The organism is Paracoccus rhizosphaerae (genome assembly GCF_026162645.1).
In the GTDB taxonomy this organism is placed as follows: Bacteria; Pseudomonadota; Alphaproteobacteria; order Rhodobacterales; family Rhodobacteraceae; genus Paracoccus; species Paracoccus rhizosphaerae.
The window spans coordinates 14292-31567 of the sequence record NZ_JAOTBE010000042.1 but is presented as its reverse complement, the minus strand read 5'-3'; the positions used below and the strand labels follow the sequence as shown (position 1 = coordinate 31567).

Annotated in this window: 19 protein-coding genes; 5 read left to right on the top strand and 14 right to left on the bottom strand. The window is 61.3% G+C overall.

Features of this window, described 5'->3' with window-relative positions:
- Together OC184_RS13890 and OC184_RS13885 are read left to right on the top strand one after the other, a co-directional pair.
- Positions 1 to 743: IS5 family transposase (locus OC184_RS13890; RefSeq protein ID WP_265507782.1), on the top strand; the 743-nt coding region annotated here is incomplete at its 5' end.
- Positions 744 to 912: 169 nt separating this feature from the next.
- Positions 913 to 1365 carry a GNAT family N-acetyltransferase gene (locus OC184_RS13885; RefSeq protein WP_265507781.1) on the top strand — a complete coding sequence of 151 codons (453 nt, stop codon included), beginning with the start codon at positions 913 to 915 and terminating at the stop codon, positions 1363 to 1365.
- 349 nt (positions 1366 to 1714) lie between these two features.
- Here the strand turns inward: OC184_RS13885 and OC184_RS13880 are convergent, their stop codons facing one another.
- The 3 genes from OC184_RS13880 to OC184_RS13870 form a co-directional block, all read right to left on the bottom strand.
- A complete protein-coding gene (locus tag OC184_RS13880; protein WP_265507780.1) occupies positions 1715 to 2689 on the bottom strand; it encodes a quinone oxidoreductase family protein in 975 nt (324 codons plus the stop codon).
- Between the two features lie 140 nt (positions 2690 to 2829).
- A complete protein-coding gene (locus tag OC184_RS13875; protein WP_265507779.1) occupies positions 2830 to 3480 on the bottom strand; it encodes an SDR family oxidoreductase in 651 nt (216 codons plus the stop codon).
- Between the two features lie 19 nt (positions 3481 to 3499).
- Complete coding sequence (locus OC184_RS13870) at positions 3500 to 3826, bottom strand: hypothetical protein (protein WP_265507778.1); 327 nt, start codon at positions 3824 to 3826, stop codon at positions 3500 to 3502.
- Positions 3827 to 3905: 79 nt separating this feature from the next.
- On the opposite strand from OC184_RS13870, the gene OC184_RS13865 reads away from it, so the two are divergent.
- Positions 3906 to 4823 (top strand): LysR family transcriptional regulator, encoded by a 918-nt coding sequence (locus tag OC184_RS13865; protein ID WP_265507777.1) that lies wholly within the window; start codon positions 3906 to 3908, stop codon positions 4821 to 4823.
- 186 nt (positions 4824 to 5009) lie between these two features.
- On the opposite strand, the gene OC184_RS13860 is transcribed toward OC184_RS13865, so the two are convergent.
- Together OC184_RS13860 and OC184_RS13855 are read right to left on the bottom strand one after the other, a co-directional pair.
- On the bottom strand, positions 5010 to 5384 hold the full coding sequence (locus OC184_RS13860; protein WP_265507776.1) for a helix-turn-helix domain-containing protein: 375 nt from the start codon (positions 5382 to 5384) through the stop codon (positions 5010 to 5012).
- Positions 5381 to 5854 carry a DUF6634 family protein gene (locus OC184_RS13855; RefSeq protein WP_265507775.1) on the bottom strand — a complete coding sequence of 158 codons (474 nt, stop codon included), beginning with the start codon at positions 5852 to 5854 and terminating at the stop codon, positions 5381 to 5383. Before OC184_RS13855 ends, OC184_RS13860 begins: the two co-directional genes overlap by 4 nt.
- 117 nt (positions 5855 to 5971) lie before the next feature.
- Here OC184_RS13855 and OC184_RS13850 point away from each other — a divergent pair, with 117 nt between their 5' ends.
- The gene (locus OC184_RS13850; RefSeq protein ID WP_265507774.1) at positions 5972 to 6253 is read left to right on the top strand and encodes a hypothetical protein; all 282 of its coding nucleotides are present in this window, start codon (positions 5972 to 5974) and stop codon (positions 6251 to 6253) included.
- A 136-nt stretch (positions 6254 to 6389) separates the two neighbouring features.
- Here the strand turns inward: OC184_RS13850 and OC184_RS13845 are convergent, their stop codons facing one another.
- From OC184_RS13845 to OC184_RS13810, 8 genes are all read right to left on the bottom strand, one after another.
- Positions 6390 to 7496: an AAA family ATPase gene (locus OC184_RS13845; protein WP_265507773.1), complete on the bottom strand. Its 1107-nt coding sequence runs from the start codon at positions 7494 to 7496 to the stop codon at positions 6390 to 6392.
- A 477-nt stretch (positions 7497 to 7973) separates the two neighbouring features.
- Entirely contained in the window at positions 7974 to 9485 is a 1512-nt protein-coding gene (locus tag OC184_RS13840) for a TniQ family protein (protein WP_265507772.1), read from the bottom strand.
- Between the two features lie 2 nt (positions 9486 to 9487).
- Positions 9488 to 10453: a TniB family NTP-binding protein gene (locus OC184_RS13835; RefSeq protein ID WP_265507771.1), complete on the bottom strand. Its 966-nt coding sequence runs from the start codon at positions 10451 to 10453 to the stop codon at positions 9488 to 9490.
- Entirely contained in the window at positions 10450 to 12588 is a 2139-nt protein-coding gene (locus OC184_RS13830) for a Mu transposase C-terminal domain-containing protein (RefSeq protein ID WP_265507770.1), read from the bottom strand. Before OC184_RS13830 ends, OC184_RS13835 begins: the two co-directional genes overlap by 4 nt.
- Positions 12585 to 13262, bottom strand: a complete 678-nt coding sequence (locus OC184_RS13825) for a hypothetical protein (RefSeq protein WP_265507769.1) — start codon at positions 13260 to 13262, stop codon at positions 12585 to 12587. Before OC184_RS13825 ends, OC184_RS13830 begins: the two co-directional genes overlap by 4 nt.
- Before the next feature lie 870 nt (positions 13263 to 14132).
- Positions 14133 to 14315, bottom strand: coding sequence for a hypothetical protein (locus tag OC184_RS13820; protein ID WP_265507768.1), 183 nt, complete (start codon positions 14313 to 14315; stop codon positions 14133 to 14135).
- 350 nt (positions 14316 to 14665) lie between these two features.
- Positions 14666 to 15253 (bottom strand): zeta toxin family protein, encoded by a 588-nt coding sequence (locus OC184_RS13815; RefSeq protein WP_265507767.1) that lies wholly within the window; start codon positions 15251 to 15253, stop codon positions 14666 to 14668.
- Entirely contained in the window at positions 15250 to 15606 is a 357-nt protein-coding gene (locus OC184_RS13810) for a TA system antitoxin ParD family protein (protein WP_265507766.1), read from the bottom strand. The genes OC184_RS13815 and OC184_RS13810 overlap by 4 nt, the downstream gene beginning before the upstream one ends.
- Before the next feature lie 112 nt (positions 15607 to 15718).
- Here OC184_RS13810 and OC184_RS13805 point away from each other — a divergent pair, with 112 nt between their 5' ends.
- On the top strand, positions 15719 to 15871 hold the full coding sequence (locus tag OC184_RS13805) for a hypothetical protein (RefSeq protein ID WP_265507765.1): 153 nt from the start codon (positions 15719 to 15721) through the stop codon (positions 15869 to 15871).
- A 121-nt stretch (positions 15872 to 15992) separates the two neighbouring features.
- Here the strand turns inward: OC184_RS13805 and OC184_RS13800 are convergent, their stop codons facing one another.
- Positions 15993 to 17267, bottom strand: coding sequence for a TRAP transporter large permease (locus OC184_RS13800; RefSeq protein WP_265507764.1), 1275 nt, complete (start codon positions 17265 to 17267; stop codon positions 15993 to 15995).
- Positions 17268 to 17276: the final 9 nt, after the last annotated feature.

Here is a 17276-nt window from a genome sequence, read left to right as displayed (position 1 = left end):
TGGCCAAATCCAGGCCGATGATGCTAACCTCTTCCATGGACGCTCCCCTCCGTAGCGGTGCTTCAACACCCGCCACCATGGCACATCGATGCCGCCGGGGGGCGTCCAATCCATCGCTTACTGTTCAGGTATCCCACCGCCGCGCCCCGGGGCCGCTGAACCTGCTGGTCGACAGCACCGGGATCAAGTTTCTCGGTGATGGAGAATGGCTGGCGCGCAAGCATGGCACCCACCGCAGGCGCCAGTATCGCAAGGTCCACCTGGCAATGGATACGGCCACCGGCGACATCCGGGCGGTGGAGTCCACCTCAAGCCGCGAAGGCGACAGCCCGGCGTTGCCTGACTTGTTGAACCAGATCCCGGCCGATGAACAGATCGGCACCGTGACCGGCGACGGCGCCTTCGACACGCGGCGGTGCCACACAGCTATTCTGCATCGTGGCGGCACGGCCGTCATACCTATCCGCAGGAACGGTCGCCTCTGGAAGGAGGACTGCCCTGCCGCCCGTGCCCGAAATGACATCCTCCGGGCGACCCGGCGCTTCGGCCGGGCGAACTGGAAGCACTGGTCCGGCTATCATGTCCGAAGTCGCATCGAGGCAAAGATGAGATGTCTCAAATCCTTCGGCGAGCGCATTGCCTCACGAGACCCGGACAGGCAAACCGCCGAAGTTCACATCCGCGTCGCACTTATGAACCGCTTCAACGCACTCGGCACTGCCGAGATCGAGCGCTTGGCCTGAGCTTAGTGGGGTAAGGGGAAATCTTGCTTCAATGCTGAGTTCTGCAACAATGCCCTTCAGACCTCTACAGAAGGAGATTTATGCACAGAGGCTTCGATTGAACCGCTTGTAGCGGCATCGCTCGGCACATGGTTGCCGATCCTTTTTGCATGATTTCTGTGGAGTTCTCATGGAGAACGCAAATCTGGTGATCCGACCGTTCGATGCGGCAACGGCTTTGAAAAAACTGTCCAATATCTGGCTCGAAGCTTCGATAAAGGCGCACCCATTCATCGGCCAAGCAAGGCTGACCGAGCAGCGACGACTGATTGAAGGGGAGTATCTGCCAAAGGCGGATACTTCAGTGGCTTACCTTGACGGGGAAGCCGCTGGCTTCATCAGCCTTCTGGGCAGCTTCATTGGCGGGATTTTCATTGCGCCAGACCGGCAGGGCTTTGGCATAGGGCGCCAACTTATCGCTGATGCACTGGCCCGGAAGGGGGAATTATCCCTGGAGGTCTACACCGAGAATGAGCAGGCCGTGCGCTTCTACAACAGGCTCGACTTCCGCGAGATTTGTCGGCGCAATATCGACGACTTCGGCTTTCCGTTCCCGAATGCTACACTCACTCTGAAGACATGATAATAGGTCGGGCGGGCTTCATCGCCTTGCCCTTCCGCGTGCGACCGGCAGCTCCGTCTCGCAGAGCAGACTGTGCCTGCTCGATTTCGCTGCGCCAAGCCCGAACGTCCGGCTCGGGGTAGCGCATTGCGGTATCCGTCAAGCGTTTGGCGGCCGCAACGGGCCGAGTGCGCTGGTCAGGGGCTGCCCTGGACCGTTGCCGGGACCAATGCCAGCAGATCGACGTTAAGAGCCCATAGCCGTCATTCGCCGGGCTCTGCGAACGCGCTCTTTCGCAGTAGCAGCATCTCACTATGCTGCGTTCACGTTAACGGAAACTCCCTCACCAAACCGCAAGAATGTGCGTGCCTCAAACCGTTAGCACGACAGCACCCCTGGCTGTGCCATCTTCAAGAGCTTCATGCGCCTTGATCACCTCGACGAGCGGGAACAGTTGACCGCTCGATGGATCAATAATGCCTTGCTCGACGGCATCGAGAATATCCCTTGCCCGCTGACGATACTCGGCGATTTCGGTAATATGGTGGGCGAGACCTGGTCGGGTCAGGAACAGCGACCCCCTGCCGTTGAGGGTTGCCACCGAGACTGGATCGGGTGTGCCGGAGGACGCACCGATCGACACCATGGTTCCCCGAATGCGCAGGCAATCAAGCGAAGTGTCGAAGGTGAGCTTGCCGATGCCGTCATAGACCACGTCTGCCTTTCGACCATCGGTGAGACGTGCCACCTCGGCCGGCAGATCATTTTTCCCCCAGATCAGCACTTCAGAGCAGCCGGCCGCACGGGCGCGCTCCACGCTGGCTTCCTTCGAGACGACGCCGATCACGGTGGCGCCGAGATGGCGCGCCCAAGCTGCCAAGATTTGCCCGACGCCACCAGCCGCACCGTAGGCCAGCACGACCGTTCCCGCCTGCACCGGATAGGTGCTCTTCAGGAGATACTGCGCGGTCAGGCCCTTGAAGAAGATCGCCGCGGCGTCCTCGGAACTGATGGCATCCGGCAGTCTCACCAGCCGGTCGGCCGGGTAGATGCGGCCACTGGCATAGGCGCCAAGCGGCCCGAGCGCGTAGACCACCCGGTCCCCGACCTTTACGTGGGTGACATCAGGACCAACCTCGCCCACGCGACCGGCAGCCTCTAGGCCGATGCCGTTCGGCATGGGGATTTTGACCGCGCCGTTTCGTTGCGTGATGTCGAGGTAGTTGACGCCGATCGCTTCCTGCTCCAGCCAGACCTCGCCGGGACCGGGTCTAGTGCATTCCACATCGACGATGTGCAGCACCGAAGGCGGACCCGCTTCCTGAAGACGGATGGCAATGGTCATTGTGTTTTCCTCTTCTTGTCTAGACATCGTCAGACAGCATACCCGCAGCGTCGCACGGAAGATCTATCGCAACAGCAGACCCATGGGCTTGGGCCGGAATGTGCCGGTGCGGGGGTCATCCGACACCCGCACCCATGCCCTTATGCACCGGTGGGCTCGTAAAGGGTCTCGACGCTCCATTCGTCCTTCGGTTGACTGTGTAGCGCCCAGAATGCCTCGGCAATCCGCTTGGTGTCTTCTGTGCCGGCATTGACAAAGCCCGCGACAGTGACGGTCGCCACATGGACGCCACCCTCGCGGAACTCATCGAAGAGCCCTTGTGCGAGTGCTCGGATGCCGGCCTTGCCGATGCTGATCGACAGGTAGTCGGGGTGCGGTGCGAGCGCGAACCCGCCGCCGGTCAGGAGGACCGTGCCGCTGCCGCGTTCCAGCATGGCGGGTGCTGCAGCATGGACAGCCGCAAGCGCACCACCGATGTTGATGGCGAGGTCAGTGTTGAAGCTGTCGAGGGCCTGGGTCTGCACCTTGGCATTGCGGATGACCCCGGCATTGTAGTGCAGCACGTCGATCGCGCCGAACTCCGCCTCAACGCCGGCGACGAGGTCCGCGACCGCCTGAGGATCAGCGGCATCGACCTGACGCGCCTCGGAGCCCGGGATGGAACCGGCGAGCTCACGCGTCCGCTCCAGATTGCGGGAAGCCAATACGACACGATAGCCGTTTTCGGCAAACGTCCGCGCCGTCTCCAGCCCAATGCCTGGACCGGCGCCGATGATCAGATAGGTCTTCATGACAGTCTCCTTTGACAGCTTAGTTGATCAGGGCAGGATGGGGGATGATTTCGAGCCGATTTGCGCCGGCACGGAGCTCCAGCTCGGTCGCAGGCTGTCCTAATGTGCCCGGGGTCGACAGACGCATGGTCTGTCCTGGACGCAGCAGCATCGAGTTGCGCATTGGTGTGCCGTCCTCGCCTTCCATGATCGTGGCGACGACCTGAAGGCCCTCGGGCTCGACCGTATAATAGGCAACCCCGTGCAGATCGCCCAAGGTGATCGGGTAGGCCACGGGGGCTTCGGCATGCGCGGTAACAGTCGATGCTGTGAGAAGCGCGAGTGCTGCAAGATGTTTGCTCAACATGGGATGATCCTTTCCTTTGCTTGGGACCGATATAGCGCTTAGGCTCAGACCGATAATCCTGCACGAAAGCACTTCACTCATGCAGATGAGTCCTCAATCGGTCGCCTTGGATGAGATCGTTGCCTTCACCACCGCAGCGCGCAGACAAAGCTTTGTCGGTGCCGCAAAGGAGCTTGGCCTTGACCCCTCTCTCTTGTCGCGGCGCATTCGCCGCCTTGAAGAGGCATTAGGCGTGCGCCTGTTCGTGCGGACCACGCGCAAGATCAGCCTGACGGAGGCGGGCGAGCGCTACCTGTCCCGGGTCAGTGATGTGCTGGAGCAACTGGAGGCCGCGGGCCTCGAGGCCGCGGAACTGGCAGCGCAGCCCCAGGGCGTGCTCCGGGTCTCGCTGCCGATCAGCTTCGGCCAGATGGTGGTGGCACCGATGCTCTCCGGGTTTGTTGAGACCCACCCGCGCATCCGCCTCGATTTGAGCTTCACCAACCGCCGCGTCGACCTTGTCGCCGAAGGGTATGACCTCGCCATCCGCATGGGCGACCCGCGTGACAGCTCGCTCAGCATGCGCCGGATTGGCAGCTATCAGGACATCCTCGTTGCCGCGCCGGCTTACCTGTCAGGGATGGGGGAACCCCAGACACCCGCCGATCTATCGCATCATGGCTGCCTGAGCTTCACCGGCAATGCACACTGGCCTGACTGGCATCTTTCTGACGGCAGCACCACAGTTCGTCTCCGGCCGGAAGGGCCGATCACCGCGGACAGCTCCGAGGTGCTAATCACAGCCGCCGTCGATGGCTGCGGCATTGTGCTGACGCCTGACTGGATGGCCGTAAAGGCGCTCAATGCCGGACATCTCGTCCGTGTTCTGCCGCAGTGGCAGGGCGTTTCGGCCGGGCTGATCCAAGCCTTGTTGCCACCCGGGCGGATGCTGCCGGCAAAGACCCGTGTCTTTCTTGATTACGTCGCGAGCGCCTTGCGGGGAAGATCGCTGCAGTAGCAAACGGCAGGAATGTCCCGCAGAGCAGACTGTGCCTGCTAAATCTCGCTGCGCCAGGCACGAACGTGCGGTCTGGGGATGCTGCAGGGCGGCGCCAAACCGGGGCTGTCTGGCAGCAATGGGCCGCCACCTGCCGTCCCTCTTCACCGGCTTGGAGCGTGCCGTTCGGCCTGTCGATAGCCTTCGTCAGGACATCGAGACCTTGAGGGTGTGACGATCATCCGCTGTCTTGAACAGGAACAATAGCTCTACCTGGGCTCCGCAGGCTGCGGCATAGCGGACAAGGCTTTCCAGGTTGGGCAACGTCGCCGTCGGGCTTTCCAGGCGTTCAATCATCGACAGCGTCAGCGGCCGGTCGAGTTCTTCGGCTGCGCGTCGAAGCTCAGTCCGACTCATCTGCTTCGTCTTGCGCATTGCCCGCAGGGCCATGGCAAGATCAGCTTTCGCTCTATGCTGATCGAGCAAGGCCGCGCCCGCAGGGTTGGCGGCTCGCATCCGTTCCACCAAACTGGTGCCGCCATCCTTGATATGACCGCCGCGCTTCGGTCGCCTTGCTGTCATTGCAGTCTCCTTCCCAAAGCGCCGCTCTCCATGTGCGCATCGAGGTTCTTCAACAGCGACACGAAGCGCGTCATCTTCGCCTCGAGGAGCGCGTTGTCCACAAGCGCCAGATAACCCGTCGACCCAAGCGGCATGTAGCCGCTCGTCACCTTTCGATCATGGACAGAGGAGGCAAGCCTGACCTCTGCGCTCGGGAACGGCGTGCCAAGCCGATACCACCGGCTGATCGTCCTGGCCCATCCGGCGTCACGGTTCAGCCCGACCAGGGCCGATGTCAGGATCTGGCGGTCCCCCAGCAGGGGATGGCCCAGAACCTGCGCCCAGAGGGCCGGAAGATCGTCTTCGTCCTTGACGAGAGCGGCCCAGAGGTCTGCCAGAGGTGCCTCGGCGAGATCCTCGGGCGTGGGACCGCGCTCGAGCGCGGCAACTGAAGCCTTGGCGAGGTCGATGAAACTTTGAGGGTTGTGCATGTCTCCATGGTGGTGTTTGCGTGGTGGTTGGCATGGCGCAGCAGGGCGGCCGATTGAGCGATGCCTGATTCGGAAGGACTGTGGCGCCCGGATCACCGGCTTCAGCCGCATCTACCCGTGGCACTCTGGCTCGATCTCCCTCAGGAACGCCGCAAGGACGTCGCTCTCGGGATCCCGCAAGGCGTCGGCTGGAACTTCGTCAAGATCGAAATGCGGCCGCATCATCCAGTTCAGCAGTCGCAGGTCGCTCCATTCTGCCGCTCTCGCAGCAGCCACGATCTGGACAAAGCGGGGATCAACCCGACGATTGGTCAGGTCGAACTGGAAGGCCAAGTATCTCCGATTGCCGGCGATACGGACGCGCAGGAGGAGGCCCTCCTTCAGCAAGCTGGACCATGACAGGGCCGCATCCGAGCGACCCAGCAAGTCATGTGCTTCAGCGTTAGTGATCATCTTGACGCCGCCGAGGATCCGCCGGCGCAGGGCGCGACGGTGTGCCCTGCGCCGGCCTGTCATTCTTTGCCTGCGGGACATCTCACATCACCACCGGTCTGTTTTCCATGTCGAGGGCACGTTGCAGCATCCTCAGCACCGTCCGAAGGCTCGGCCTGGCCTCTGCCTGAGGCGTGACCGCTGCCAGTGCATCGACAATCGCCGAGATCGAGACCTCCGAAAGGCCGCGGGCGCGTCCCTGCCGTTCCGCAAGGACGATCAGGTGGGGCAGCTCCACGTCCTGCAGCCGAAGTACGGTGCAGCGGCTGATGAGCTGCTCTGGCAGCGGCGCCAAGTCGCTGCTCAGCAGGATCCAGCTGATCCAGGACATGTCACAGCGCACGCGGAAGTAGGGGCAGCTCCAGTCTGCAGCGGTGACGGGCTCAAGCAATGGCAGTAGCGCCTGGGCAAGGGCGAAGGATTGACCGCCGGAGGACCTGACATTGCCCGCCTTCTCGACCTCGTCGACGACCACGAGAGGATTGCCCGACAGCCGCTCCAGAACTAACTCGAACACGCGGCCCGGGCGGGCGCCTGACCAGCCGCGCTGAACGCCGACCACGGCGAAGCTGCCCCCTTCGCTGGTCGCGTCGATCACGAGGCTGCCGGCACCGATCAGCTCGCCCAGCCGCCGCGCCCAGTGCGTCTTGCCGATGCCCGGCGGCCCGTCGAAAATCACCGGCGGAAGGCGGAACCCCGGGTGACCTTCGCGCGCGGACCTGCGCATGGCGTTCCAGGCATATTCGGTCGCCGGCGCCATCCACGGCATCTCGTCGTGAAGGGTCGCCGCCAGGACATCGGCGTGATGCTCGTCGGAGATCCTGGCAAGGCTGACGCCGTCGCCCAGGGGCGACAGCCGCTCCCGGTCGTGCTTGTCCAGATGCCCGACGCCCGATTCACGCAGGACGCGATCATAGAGCCGGCTGGCCCGCCGGTTCGCGCGCCTGTGGTCCTTCTGCGGCATGCTGATGCCCTCGACCGCGCCCATGCAGGCAATATCGTAGAGGCTTTCGTCCTCATGCCGGGACAGATCGACGCCAGCGCGAGCGGCACGAAGCCGAAGCAGGCGCAGCACCAGGTGCTTGGCGATGTTGCGCGTCGACAGGTCCGGGTCAGGTAGCCTGGCCCTGATGAAGGGGTGGTTTTGCATGGTCGGTCCTCGCATGAACCAGCCGCTCATCCGCGGCCGGATGCGGCTGGCCCGAAGGCGCAGACGCTGGTTTCAAGAAGGACCCGGGTCAGGAGGAAGTGTTGAGATCCGACGGCCACGCCGTCAAGCCGGCGGCACGCAGCAGGGACACAGCTTGGCCTTGTCCGGCATCGACGCCAGTAAGCCCCTGAAAAGGTTATACTAGTCGCATGGAACGCCAACCGATGGCAGCGTTATGGTAGTCGAATGGCATAAAACCCCCGAAATGGCAGTTTTATGGGGGCCTCTACAACACCTATTGTAGATCCCACTATAAAACTGCCATCGGTTCCAAAAATATCCAGCAAAAACAATACACCGATAGACAGCATGACAAGCAAAGTTGCCATTTAACACGCATAAAGCTGCCATCGAAACTTCAAAGAAAATGGCCGCAAAATGCGGCCATCGGTGAAATACGAAGAGGCTATGTCGGGATCAGGACATCACGCGCCGAACGTCATCAAGATTGATTCGTAATGCGCTGAACCCTGTTTCCCCGGCAATGCGCCCGATCTTCCGCATTTCGCGTTGAAAGACCAGCCGAAGGAGATCCCGCATTGGCACGCGCGCCCGCTTTGTGCACTGCGTCAGCGTGATCCACCCCGGCGGAATTTGCGGCATCTCGGGCGCCAGATCATTGAGGCGATTCATTACGCGCTCGACCTCAAGCGCATCGAAGCCGGATTTGTCCCTCTTGTTTTCTCCCTGGCTCCGGAACAGCGGCGCAAGAAGGCCAAGATCGATAAGGCAGCTGACAATCGGGCGGGTAGCCTTCAGCAGCGCGGGCAGCTGCACGAACTGAACCGATCGCTGAAGTGCTGCCGCCGCGTCCCGCCCTTTCTTGATGTCAACGAGCAGGATCGAGTTGGGCTTCTCTGAATGGTCCGGCGCAACCAAGTCCCTTTCGACAAGGACCTTGCGCAGGGTCTGGCGGTGCAGGCCTGTCTCCAGTGCGAGCGACTGCACCGAATACATCCGACGCCTTTCGACAGGCTCACCCAGCAGGTTGCGCCCGACACAGACATCCATGTTCTGCAGGATGTAATTGCGCAGCAGCTGCTTGATTGGCCCGTGATCGGGGCGATCGCCCGGCTCCAGAAGCCAGCGATACAGGTGACCGAACACAGTGAAGTAGTTCTGTCCGCCCTGCCCTCGCACAAAGGCCGATGCCTGCAAAACATTGAATGCGGCATGCACCCCCTGCTCACCTGCTGACGTCCACTCCCATCCCGTCCGTCCAGCCAAGTCCCAACCGTCGCGGTCGACGGCCCCCAGATTGATCGTTGTGCCGAAGGCCAAGACGACACCCAGCATCTGGGTGACCTTGACCGCCTGTTCCATTGTCTGGCTGTCCAGCCAGTCAGGACCTTTTCGGCCGTCAAGGCGATCAAGGACATAGGACTGCAAGGGAGACGGCTCCCGGCGCAGGGTGCCATCGGCCAACGCGGAGAGCGCATCGCCCCGCTCCGGAACATGAGCGATGAGCTTGTGCTGCATGTTGTCGCGATGATCGCGGGCGCGATAGATCAGGGCCAAGTGGTGCTTTGGACAAGTTGTTACGACCCGCAGGGTCCAAGCCAGACGATCGCGTCGCCCAGCCCCAGGATCGCCGCACGCGAGATCGTCCTCAAGCAGGCAGAGGGGACAGAAGCGCGTTTCCTCGCGCACCATCATCGAGGCAGGAACCAGTTCGTCGCGGAGCGAGAAATTCAGGTTTCCCTGAGACGAAACGGTGTTGCGCCAGACCGGGATCGCATCCTGACCTGCAACCTGGCACAGGCGGTCGATGACGCTCCGGCGGCCATGAAGCAGATCCGAAGGTTTGATGCCCTGATCGGACAGAAATGATCTGAGCGTAGGGCAACCATGCAGAACGGACAGGCGGGCAGCCCAAGAGGCGGGCGTTTCATCACTCTGAAAGGCGAGGTGCGGGAAGAGCTGGCACATGATCACCTCCTCCGCCCGCGTCGCCCCGAGAACGGCTCATCGTCGTCGCGATCAGGGTCGATGGTGCGCCAGTCATCGGTCAAGAAGACGTTGCGCCCCGGCTCACAGCCTTCCAGCATCGCCCAGGCGTGAGCGAAGTGGTCGTTCGTCAGGCAGTCGGAACCGCTTTCCAGCGCCACCTCGATGGCGTTCAACGTGGTTTCGATGCTGCGACCGAACCGGAAGCGCGACGCGTGGAACAGCCTTGCAACGAGGTCCTCCGACAGGTCCGAGGTCAGCTCCGCTTTCCCACTGTAAGCTTCGATCAGGTCGTCAAAATCCTCCCTGCCGGTCGCTGCGCAGACAGGACGCAATTGCATGGTGGAAAATCGCCGCTGGACCTGCGGGTCGCTGCGAATGATCTCGTGCAGGCGCTCGGTGCCCGACAGGATCACGATGACCGCCTCGTCGCCTTGCATCAGCGATTTCAGGGCGCGCAAGATCATGGCGCTGTCCTTGCAGAAGAGGTCGTGGGCTTCGTCGATCCAAAGCACGGAGATGCCCAGCATCTTCAGTCGCGTTCTGATCTGATCCCAGACACTCCAAGCCTCCCGCCGTTCCGACAGGTTCGGGTAGCCGCTGCGTCGCAGGATTTCGAACCCCATGCTCTTGAATGTTGCTGGGCTAGGAACACTCACCCCCAACCAAGCAGGTTGGCCGTGTGCGCCCGCCTGAAGGGCTGGGTGTTTGGCGAGCGCGTGCGCCACGGTAGTGGATTTACCGCCACCGGGTCCATCCACCACGAGGATCCCGCGTGTTTCGGCGGTCGCCGAGAACCTGATCGCTTCCGACGTCAGGTTGCCGGCATCATCGCGGCGCAACAGGCGGTCCAGGTGCGCTCGGAACTCCTCATCCCGAGGCACCTTCACGTGGAGAGCGCGCAACTCCTCCATGAGGCGCGCATTCCTGGCGTAGCCGGCCCCGCTCATGTGTCGAACCTGTCGACGCCGTTGCCCTTGCTGCGGCGGCCCTTGGCCACATGTGGTGATGTGCTCGAGGCAGTGGCCTCATGATCTGGCACGACGGAACGACCGGTCCCACCTGTGTGCGCAGCCTTCTGCGGCGCCGGCCCGGCCTCGAAACCGGTCATCAGCTTCTGCTCCTCCCTCCGCAGGCGCTCTCCCGACCAGTCTTCGACAAGCAGCCCCATGGCCGCCTGCGCATCCTCGGAACGCTCCCTGATGTCGCGCAGAGCAGCCAGCACAACCTTCTCGTCGTGGCGCTTCCGGTCGGGATCGGCAGCGCGAACCTGGCGGACAGCAGACATCCAGAGCTGTGCGCCCAAGCCGTGCGCCTGATCCATGACGGCAGGAACAGTCATCCAGTCCTTACCGATGCGCACCTCGATCGCGCCGATGTCGCTCGGCAGCCAACGCACCTCGACGTCTTGGTCGCCCCGGTGCCTGTGGTGAGTAGCGAGGCTCTCCGAGTGATAACGCATGCCCAGAACGAGGATCCCGGCCTTGTCCAGCTTGCGGGTGAGCTTCGTCCCAAAAATTTGGCGACATGTGCCGGTATCCGGGGGCGGAGTAACGCTGAACTCCTTCGTCAGGCGCTCCCAACACTGCAACGGCGTTTCGTTATCGAGCCCGGAATGCAGGGTGTTATGATAGACATCGACCACCCACCGGACCAGCACGAACGCCAGGTCATTCTCCGTCAGACATGCGCGATCGGCAGGATTGGCATCGCCTTTTTCGACGATGCTGGAGAAGGTGCGTCCCGGCAATTCAGGCAGCAGGTTCATCCCGATCGTCCGGAAGAAGCGCTCGATGCGAGCGCGTAATTCCGGCAGACCAGCAACCGTGCGCAAGGCCGAGATGCCAAGGTCGAAGCAGACGGTCTGGAATTCCTGTGACCGGAACGCTGAACCGCAATCCGTCACGATCTCATCAGGCACACCATGCATATGCCATGCGCTATGCGCTCTGACGGCCGTAGAAAGTGCGCCCTTGTCCGACAGCACCATCTTGATCGCTTGAATGGCAGCACTCGCCTTGGCCGACGGAGTCATGATCATGGCCAAGATGCATCTTGTCGTGGCGCAGATTGCTACCGTTAGCTTCCAGCGCACCTTTTTCCCCGACAGCTTGAAAGCTAGCCGCTCTTCATCAGTCAGATGCTCGAGCACTCCAGCATCGGCGAGCAGCGCAAGGATATCGATATCCCATTCATCGATTTCTACGCGCTGCAGCGGGCGCGTCACCTGAAGGCCTTTTCCGACCGGCGCGAACTTCTTGCGTGCGGCAGCAGTGCCTTCCCTGCGACACATCACTTCATACGGATCAAGGCTGTTGATAGCACGGCGGACTGTTTCCGGGCTGGGAGGGCAGATCGGCGGCAGCCCCTCCGCTTCACGTTTCGCATTCCGCTCCTGGAACCGCAGGCGAATGAGCTTGAGGATCGAGAGCATCGTTGGCTTATCGGGATGCATGTAGCCACGCACCAGGTCCATCATCCAGGCGCGGCCCGTCAGGCAAAGTCTGTAGCTTCGGTTGCCCCGCAGATGTGCACGAAAGACCAGCCCGGCGAGGCCATCGGTCTCGTAAGACTTCAGCCATTTGCGAAGCGAGCGAGGGCTCGGGGGCTTTCGGAACTCAAAACCGGCAGACGCATGAGACGCGTTCAGTCCACGCAGGAACTGAGCATTCTGCATAGCTTTCAACGTTAGCTCGCCCATGTTCGCGCGGATCGACTCGTCCGTTCGCTTGACCTTCTTCTCGCGTTCCTGCTCCTGGAAAGCCTCGACCCAGATTTTGCGGGCGAACACCGCATCTTGCTGCCGTGCACTCAGCAGCGAGATCAACTGCTCCGCATCCACCAAACGGCGCTGGGCCGCCTTTTCGGTGAAGTGATCGCGCTCGAGCCTGATCCGCCCGGTCGACCCGAGACGGCTCAGCTCTGCATGAGGGAACTGGTTGCAGATCCCGGTTTCGTCACAGCGCCTCATGACGTATCCGACTTCGTTGCTGCTGACCGGGCGCCAGTCGATCCCCTCGATCCAGACGCAGTCAAAGAGGCCGAACGCGTAGCGGTGGCTGCTCGTGTCGAACTGGAGGTTCATGCCGCTACTCCCGTGCGAAAAACTTCGGTGCTGTGGGTGATAAGCTCATGTCGTGTGAGCCGGAGGCAGCCTTGGCCGATATTCCGGATCAGGGCGCGATAGCCGCGCGCCCCTTTCCCAATCTGGGATGTCAGTTCGGCGAGCGTGACAACGCCGGTCATCTGCAGGATAGCCTCGGCAGCTGCGTTATCCGCCTCGGGGTCCGGTTTACGCATGCTGTAGGTCAACTTGGCATTCGACAGTTCGACCTGATCCAAGTCGGTGTCCATCAGCAGACGGACGTCGTCCCCAAATCCAGTGTCGATTGCCTGCCGTGCGATGGCGGCAATTTCGGCCTGGAACTTCGCCGTGAGCCGCGCCTCCGGCTTGACGGAATAGGCGATGTGCAAGCCATCAACCTGCTCGACGCAGAAGTCGAAGTAGTGGGTCAGCCATTTACCGGACGTTGCTTGCCATCTGAACGAGACCTGCTCGCACAGCGTCTTCGTCATGGGGTGTGCATTGAGGCAGTATGCCCAGCTTTGCTCCAGGTGGCTCTCGATGTTGAGCACCCGACCTGGCCAGGGACCGACCATGATGTGGCCGGTGCAATGGCCCTTCGAAGCGGTCGCAGGGCGGCGGTCGCCGACACTCGGCTCGTGGAGGATGGCGAAGCCATCTTTGTCTTCTAGCATTTCCGTCTCTCGACATGAGGTGTCCGCCCTCGCCCGGAACTGGGCGAGGAGAATGGCGGGGCCATCGACGCAGGACAGGCAGGAGCAGCCCGCGAAAGCGGGTCGTCTTGCAGCTGCGCGCATGGTCATGGATTTCGAGAGGACAGGCCGATCGCTTGCATTTCCGACTTGGAAATGCTAAGCGTAAGCCATTGGCACGGCGGATTTCGGTCTGCCTCTAGTGACGCTCGATCTGTTGGCGCAGGTCGAGCGTCCTTGTTTTCAGGTCTTCATGATCGGTATTCCCTCAATGCTGTGAGTTCAAATCAGATATCACATTCTCGTCAGATTTAGAATTATCCTATGTAGATCAATAATTTCTGCGAAAAACGGCTGCAGCTACCATTCTTTTGGAGCTTTCCGTCGGGCGACATGCCATCGATGGTTGATCCCCATGGGCACACCACAAATGGCTGTGCAGCCGCGACATACACATCTCCTAACGGGAAGATGCGAAAGCGGCTGTCTGACGCTATATTATCTTAGTGAAAGTCGCCGGGCGAGCGCAGTTATGCGCTGCGATACCTGCAACAAGGATCGGCTGAACAGTCATCCGCATCGCGTTGATTCGGCGGGCTGGAGCGCACGCACCACGGACCTCACCACCCGCCTGAAGCGAAGCAGAGATCAGATTGGTGAGCGAGATCAGGATCATGAGAACAGTATAGGAATATCCGCGAGACGGTGACAAGGCCGAAAATTCGCAGCTCGTAGGCGAGGCCCTCAGGCTGCACGGGCAGCAGATCACCCGACAGGCCGGACGACCTGCGAACGGAAGGGCTAATCTAGCCTCGCGGAACCAACCTGTCAGGCAAGACGAAGATGACGTCCTTAGTCCTTCGGCTCCATGATCCTGCGCAGTTCTTCTCTTGGCGTTGATGCAATGAACTCGGCAACGAGCTTCATGTCGGGTTCGATATCGGCGGGGTTCGGCAAAGTCCGCCATACGGCGATCGCAACGCCAGCGGCGTATGCAACCGCAAGACTGCATAGCACCACCTCAACAACTGTCATCTTGCTTTCTCCTCTTCGCCGCCTGCCACTCTTGAGCGATCTTCACGCACTTTACGAGTGGTGTGATGTTACGGAACCTTCTCAGGAGAGACAGGGCGCCATCAGTCCGGCTGATCGACACACTTTGCTAGACCAGAAGATCCTGCACGCTGCGGATCTCCACCGCCCTCGTGCGGGCTGCAACGACCTCCCGGAAAGCCGCGTGACGGCCGGCACGGTCGGGGTGTCGCATCAGGCCACAACACTCTGCTTCTTCTCGTGGATAAATGGGAAGTCTATTCGCAGAACAACTTCATCAGTTCGAAGTGCTCCCTCTCCTCAAGGCTGACTTTTCCCCAAGGGCGGCACATTCAGATCGCGAGATCTGCCACATAGGCCCTGAGAATCCAGTGCGGCAGCGTCGGCGCGACCTGAACCAAGCGGCCGCTCGCAAAGACCAGCATCTGTTGCGGCGATGTATTGAGACGGGAATTGTCAAAGACCATACCCCTATCAGCGCGCAGCACCGCTTTGCGAATGAGGGGTTGGCTGCGCTCGTATCGCGCGCGGATCTTATCTTCCGGAACGTTGTGGCCGCGCTCTTCAACGCGGCTGCGCACTCGCTCGACGGATAGATCCGGGCTGTCAACTCCGACATGCATGACCACGATGAGGTAGCCACGGGCCCGGGCACTTTCGATGATCTCAAGTTTCGAGGGATGGGAGAACACTGTTTCTGCGGCAAAGCTCGTTCCTGCCACCAGCATTTCGTCACGGCGGGCTTCGGCGATTTTGGCGGCTTCATAGGAGGCCTCCATTGAAGGATCCCGGAGTTCCTCACGCTGGATGATGTCGGCGTTGATGAAAGAATCCGCGAAGCTGGGGGCGACACGGACCTGGTAGAGGGTAGACTTGCCAGCGCCATTGGGACCGGCAAGTAGGACAAGGCTGGGCCTCATGCGGCAGCGTTATCCTTAGCATAGATGAGGTTGCCTCCGGCATCGAGCCCGACGCCCCGGCCGAGGGCTTGACGGTCCGCGTAGAAGGCCTCTTCAGCCTCGGAGGGTTGGCTCATCTTCGCGGTGAAAGCGTCGAGCCAGGCCGCCTCTTCCTCCTCGCGCAGCTGCGTTGTATCGAGCCGCCCCTCCAAGGCTACGGTGATGCGTGTATGGTCGTAGGTGCCGGATTGCTCGATCGCCCGGCCGATCTTGAGCCAGTGGGTGATCTGCCCAGCTACCGAGCGGCTATGAAGCTCTGCTTCACGCCGGACAAGAGCCATGACATCGTCAGCAAGTTTCACGGATTGCGCCATGTCCGCCTCCTTTTGTTAAGGTGTAGGTAGCAAAATGCCACCTCAAAGTCAAGGGTGCTGGGAACAGCACGACCAGCCCGATGGTTTGGTGCGTTGGGATGATGGAGGATGGTTGGTGGTCTATGACAGGCTGGGAGCCGAAGACTGGCAAGTAATCCTGCTCGGCTTCTGGCTCGCATCTGGAGCGGACAAGGCACACAAACCTGCCGCTTGGGAAAGTAGCCGCAGCCAAGCGCTCGCCAGGGCAAATGGTGCTTTGGATTGACAGCGAGCCCGCAGGTCGATTTTCGCACTCGAAACGACGGCCGCTCCATAGCCCCCGGCAGCGTTTGCATCTGTAGAAGATCCTGCTCGTATAATGAGGGTTCCACTCCCGCGTTCCGCTTCTAGAACAGCGCGTTGGGCACGATCATGCTGATTGCGGGAATGTAGGATAGCAGGATCAGCGCCAGCAGCATCAGCAGCATAGTCGGCAGCGTAGCTCGAAAGACCTCCCCTAGGCTCATCTTGGCCACACCCATAGCCACGAAGAGGTTCAGACCCACTGGAGGCGTCAGCATCCCGATGGACAGGTTCACCAGCATGATAATACCGAAATGGACGGGATCGACCCCGAGTTCCTGAGCAATCGGCATCATCAGGGGACCAAGGATGATGATTGCCGACGCACTATCCAGGAAGCAACCGGCCACCAGCAGGATCAGGTTGAAGGCAGCGATTACCAGAACGGGGTTGTCGGTCCCCGACAGAACGTAAGCGGCAAGGTCCGATGGCGTTCCAGTGCTGGCCAGCAGCCAGGAGAAGACTGAGGCACCTGCAGTGATCAGCAGCAGCGGCCCCGAAATGAGGCCCGTATTGCGTAGAACCACCAACGTGGCGCTGAACGAGATGCTGCGATAGATGATCGCGCCCACGAACCAGCCGTAAAGGCAGGCGGCGGCGGCGGATTCGGTGGGGGTGAAGACGCCCGAGTAGATCCCGCCCAGCAGGATCACCGGAAGGCCCAAGCCCCAGGCCGCACGCTTGACCGCCTGAAGGATGCTGCGAAAGGTCGGCAGCGGGTCCCGCGCATATCCCTTGCGCGCCGAATACCAGGTCGCATAGCCGATCAGCAGCGCCCCGATCATCAAGGCCGGTAGAAGCCCTGCCGCGAACAGCATGCCGACCGAGGTCCCCGTGACCGAGCCATAGATGATCAGCGCGATGGAGGGCGGCACGATCGGTCCTAGGGTGCCGGCGGTGGTGATCAGGCCGATCGAGAAATACTTGTCATACCCCGCGTTGACCATGGCCGGATACAGGATCGAGCCAATGGCGATCACGGTGGCGGGGCTCGAACCCGAGATCGACCCGAACATCAGGCACGCCATAACCGCTGCCGCAGCCAGCCCACCCGGCAACCAACCGATCAACGCCCGCGCCAACCCGATCAGGCGGTCGGACAGGCCGCCGATGCGCATCAGCTCGGCCGCGAGGATAAAGAACGGGATCGACATGAGCGAGAAGTTGTTCATGCCCGAGAACATGCGCATCGGCACAAGCAGCGGGTCCATCCCGCCCCAGAAATAGAAGACTGCGGCCACCGACAGCGCCAAGGAGGCGAAGATCGGCAGTCCGAAAATCAGAAGCCCGAAGAAGACGGGGATGAGAGCGCCAACCATGCCTGTGTC

Bases quoted from the DNA above. Each gene is read 5' to 3' on its own strand.
- OC184_RS13885 (WP_265507781.1), top strand. From the start codon at position 913: ATGGAGAACGCAAATCTGGTGATCCGACCGTTCGATGCGGCAACGGCT.
- OC184_RS13855 (WP_265507775.1), bottom strand. From the start codon at position 5,854: ATGCACAACCCTCAAAGTTTCATCGACCTCGCCAAGGCTTCAGTTGCC.
- OC184_RS13870 (WP_265507778.1), bottom strand. From the start codon at position 3,826: ATGTTGAGCAAACATCTTGCAGCACTCGCGCTTCTCACAGCATCGACT.
- OC184_RS13860 (WP_265507776.1), bottom strand. From the start codon at position 5,384: ATGACAGCAAGGCGACCGAAGCGCGGCGGTCATATCAAGGATGGCGGC.
- OC184_RS13810 (WP_265507766.1), bottom strand. From the start codon at position 15,606: ATGGCGCAATCCGTGAAACTTGCTGACGATGTCATGGCTCTTGTCCGG.
- OC184_RS13880 (WP_265507780.1), bottom strand. From the start codon at position 2,689: ATGACCATTGCCATCCGTCTTCAGGAAGCGGGTCCGCCTTCGGTGCTG.
- OC184_RS13815 (WP_265507767.1), bottom strand. From the start codon at position 15,253: ATGAGGCCCAGCCTTGTCCTACTTGCCGGTCCCAATGGCGCTGGCAAG.
- OC184_RS13845 (WP_265507773.1), bottom strand. From the start codon at position 7,496: ATGCAAAACCACCCCTTCATCAGGGCCAGGCTACCTGACCCGGACCTG.
- OC184_RS13875 (WP_265507779.1), bottom strand. From the start codon at position 3,480: ATGAAGACCTATCTGATCATCGGCGCCGGTCCAGGCATTGGGCTGGAG.
- OC184_RS13830 (WP_265507770.1), bottom strand. From the start codon at position 12,588: ATGAACCTCCAGTTCGACACGAGCAGCCACCGCTACGCGTTCGGCCTC.
- OC184_RS13835 (WP_265507771.1), bottom strand. From the start codon at position 10,453: ATGAGCGGGGCCGGCTACGCCAGGAATGCGCGCCTCATGGAGGAGTTG.
- OC184_RS13840 (WP_265507772.1), bottom strand. From the start codon at position 9,485: ATGTGCCAGCTCTTCCCGCACCTCGCCTTTCAGAGTGATGAAACGCCC.
- OC184_RS13825 (WP_265507769.1), bottom strand. From the start codon at position 13,262: ATGCTAGAAGACAAAGATGGCTTCGCCATCCTCCACGAGCCGAGTGTC.
- OC184_RS13865 (WP_265507777.1), top strand. From the start codon at position 3,906: ATGCAGATGAGTCCTCAATCGGTCGCCTTGGATGAGATCGTTGCCTTC.
- OC184_RS13820 (WP_265507768.1), bottom strand. From the start codon at position 14,315: ATGACAGTTGTTGAGGTGGTGCTATGCAGTCTTGCGGTTGCATACGCC.
- OC184_RS13800 (WP_265507764.1), bottom strand. From the start codon at position 17,267: ATGGTTGGCGCTCTCATCCCCGTCTTCTTCGGGCTTCTGATTTTCGGA.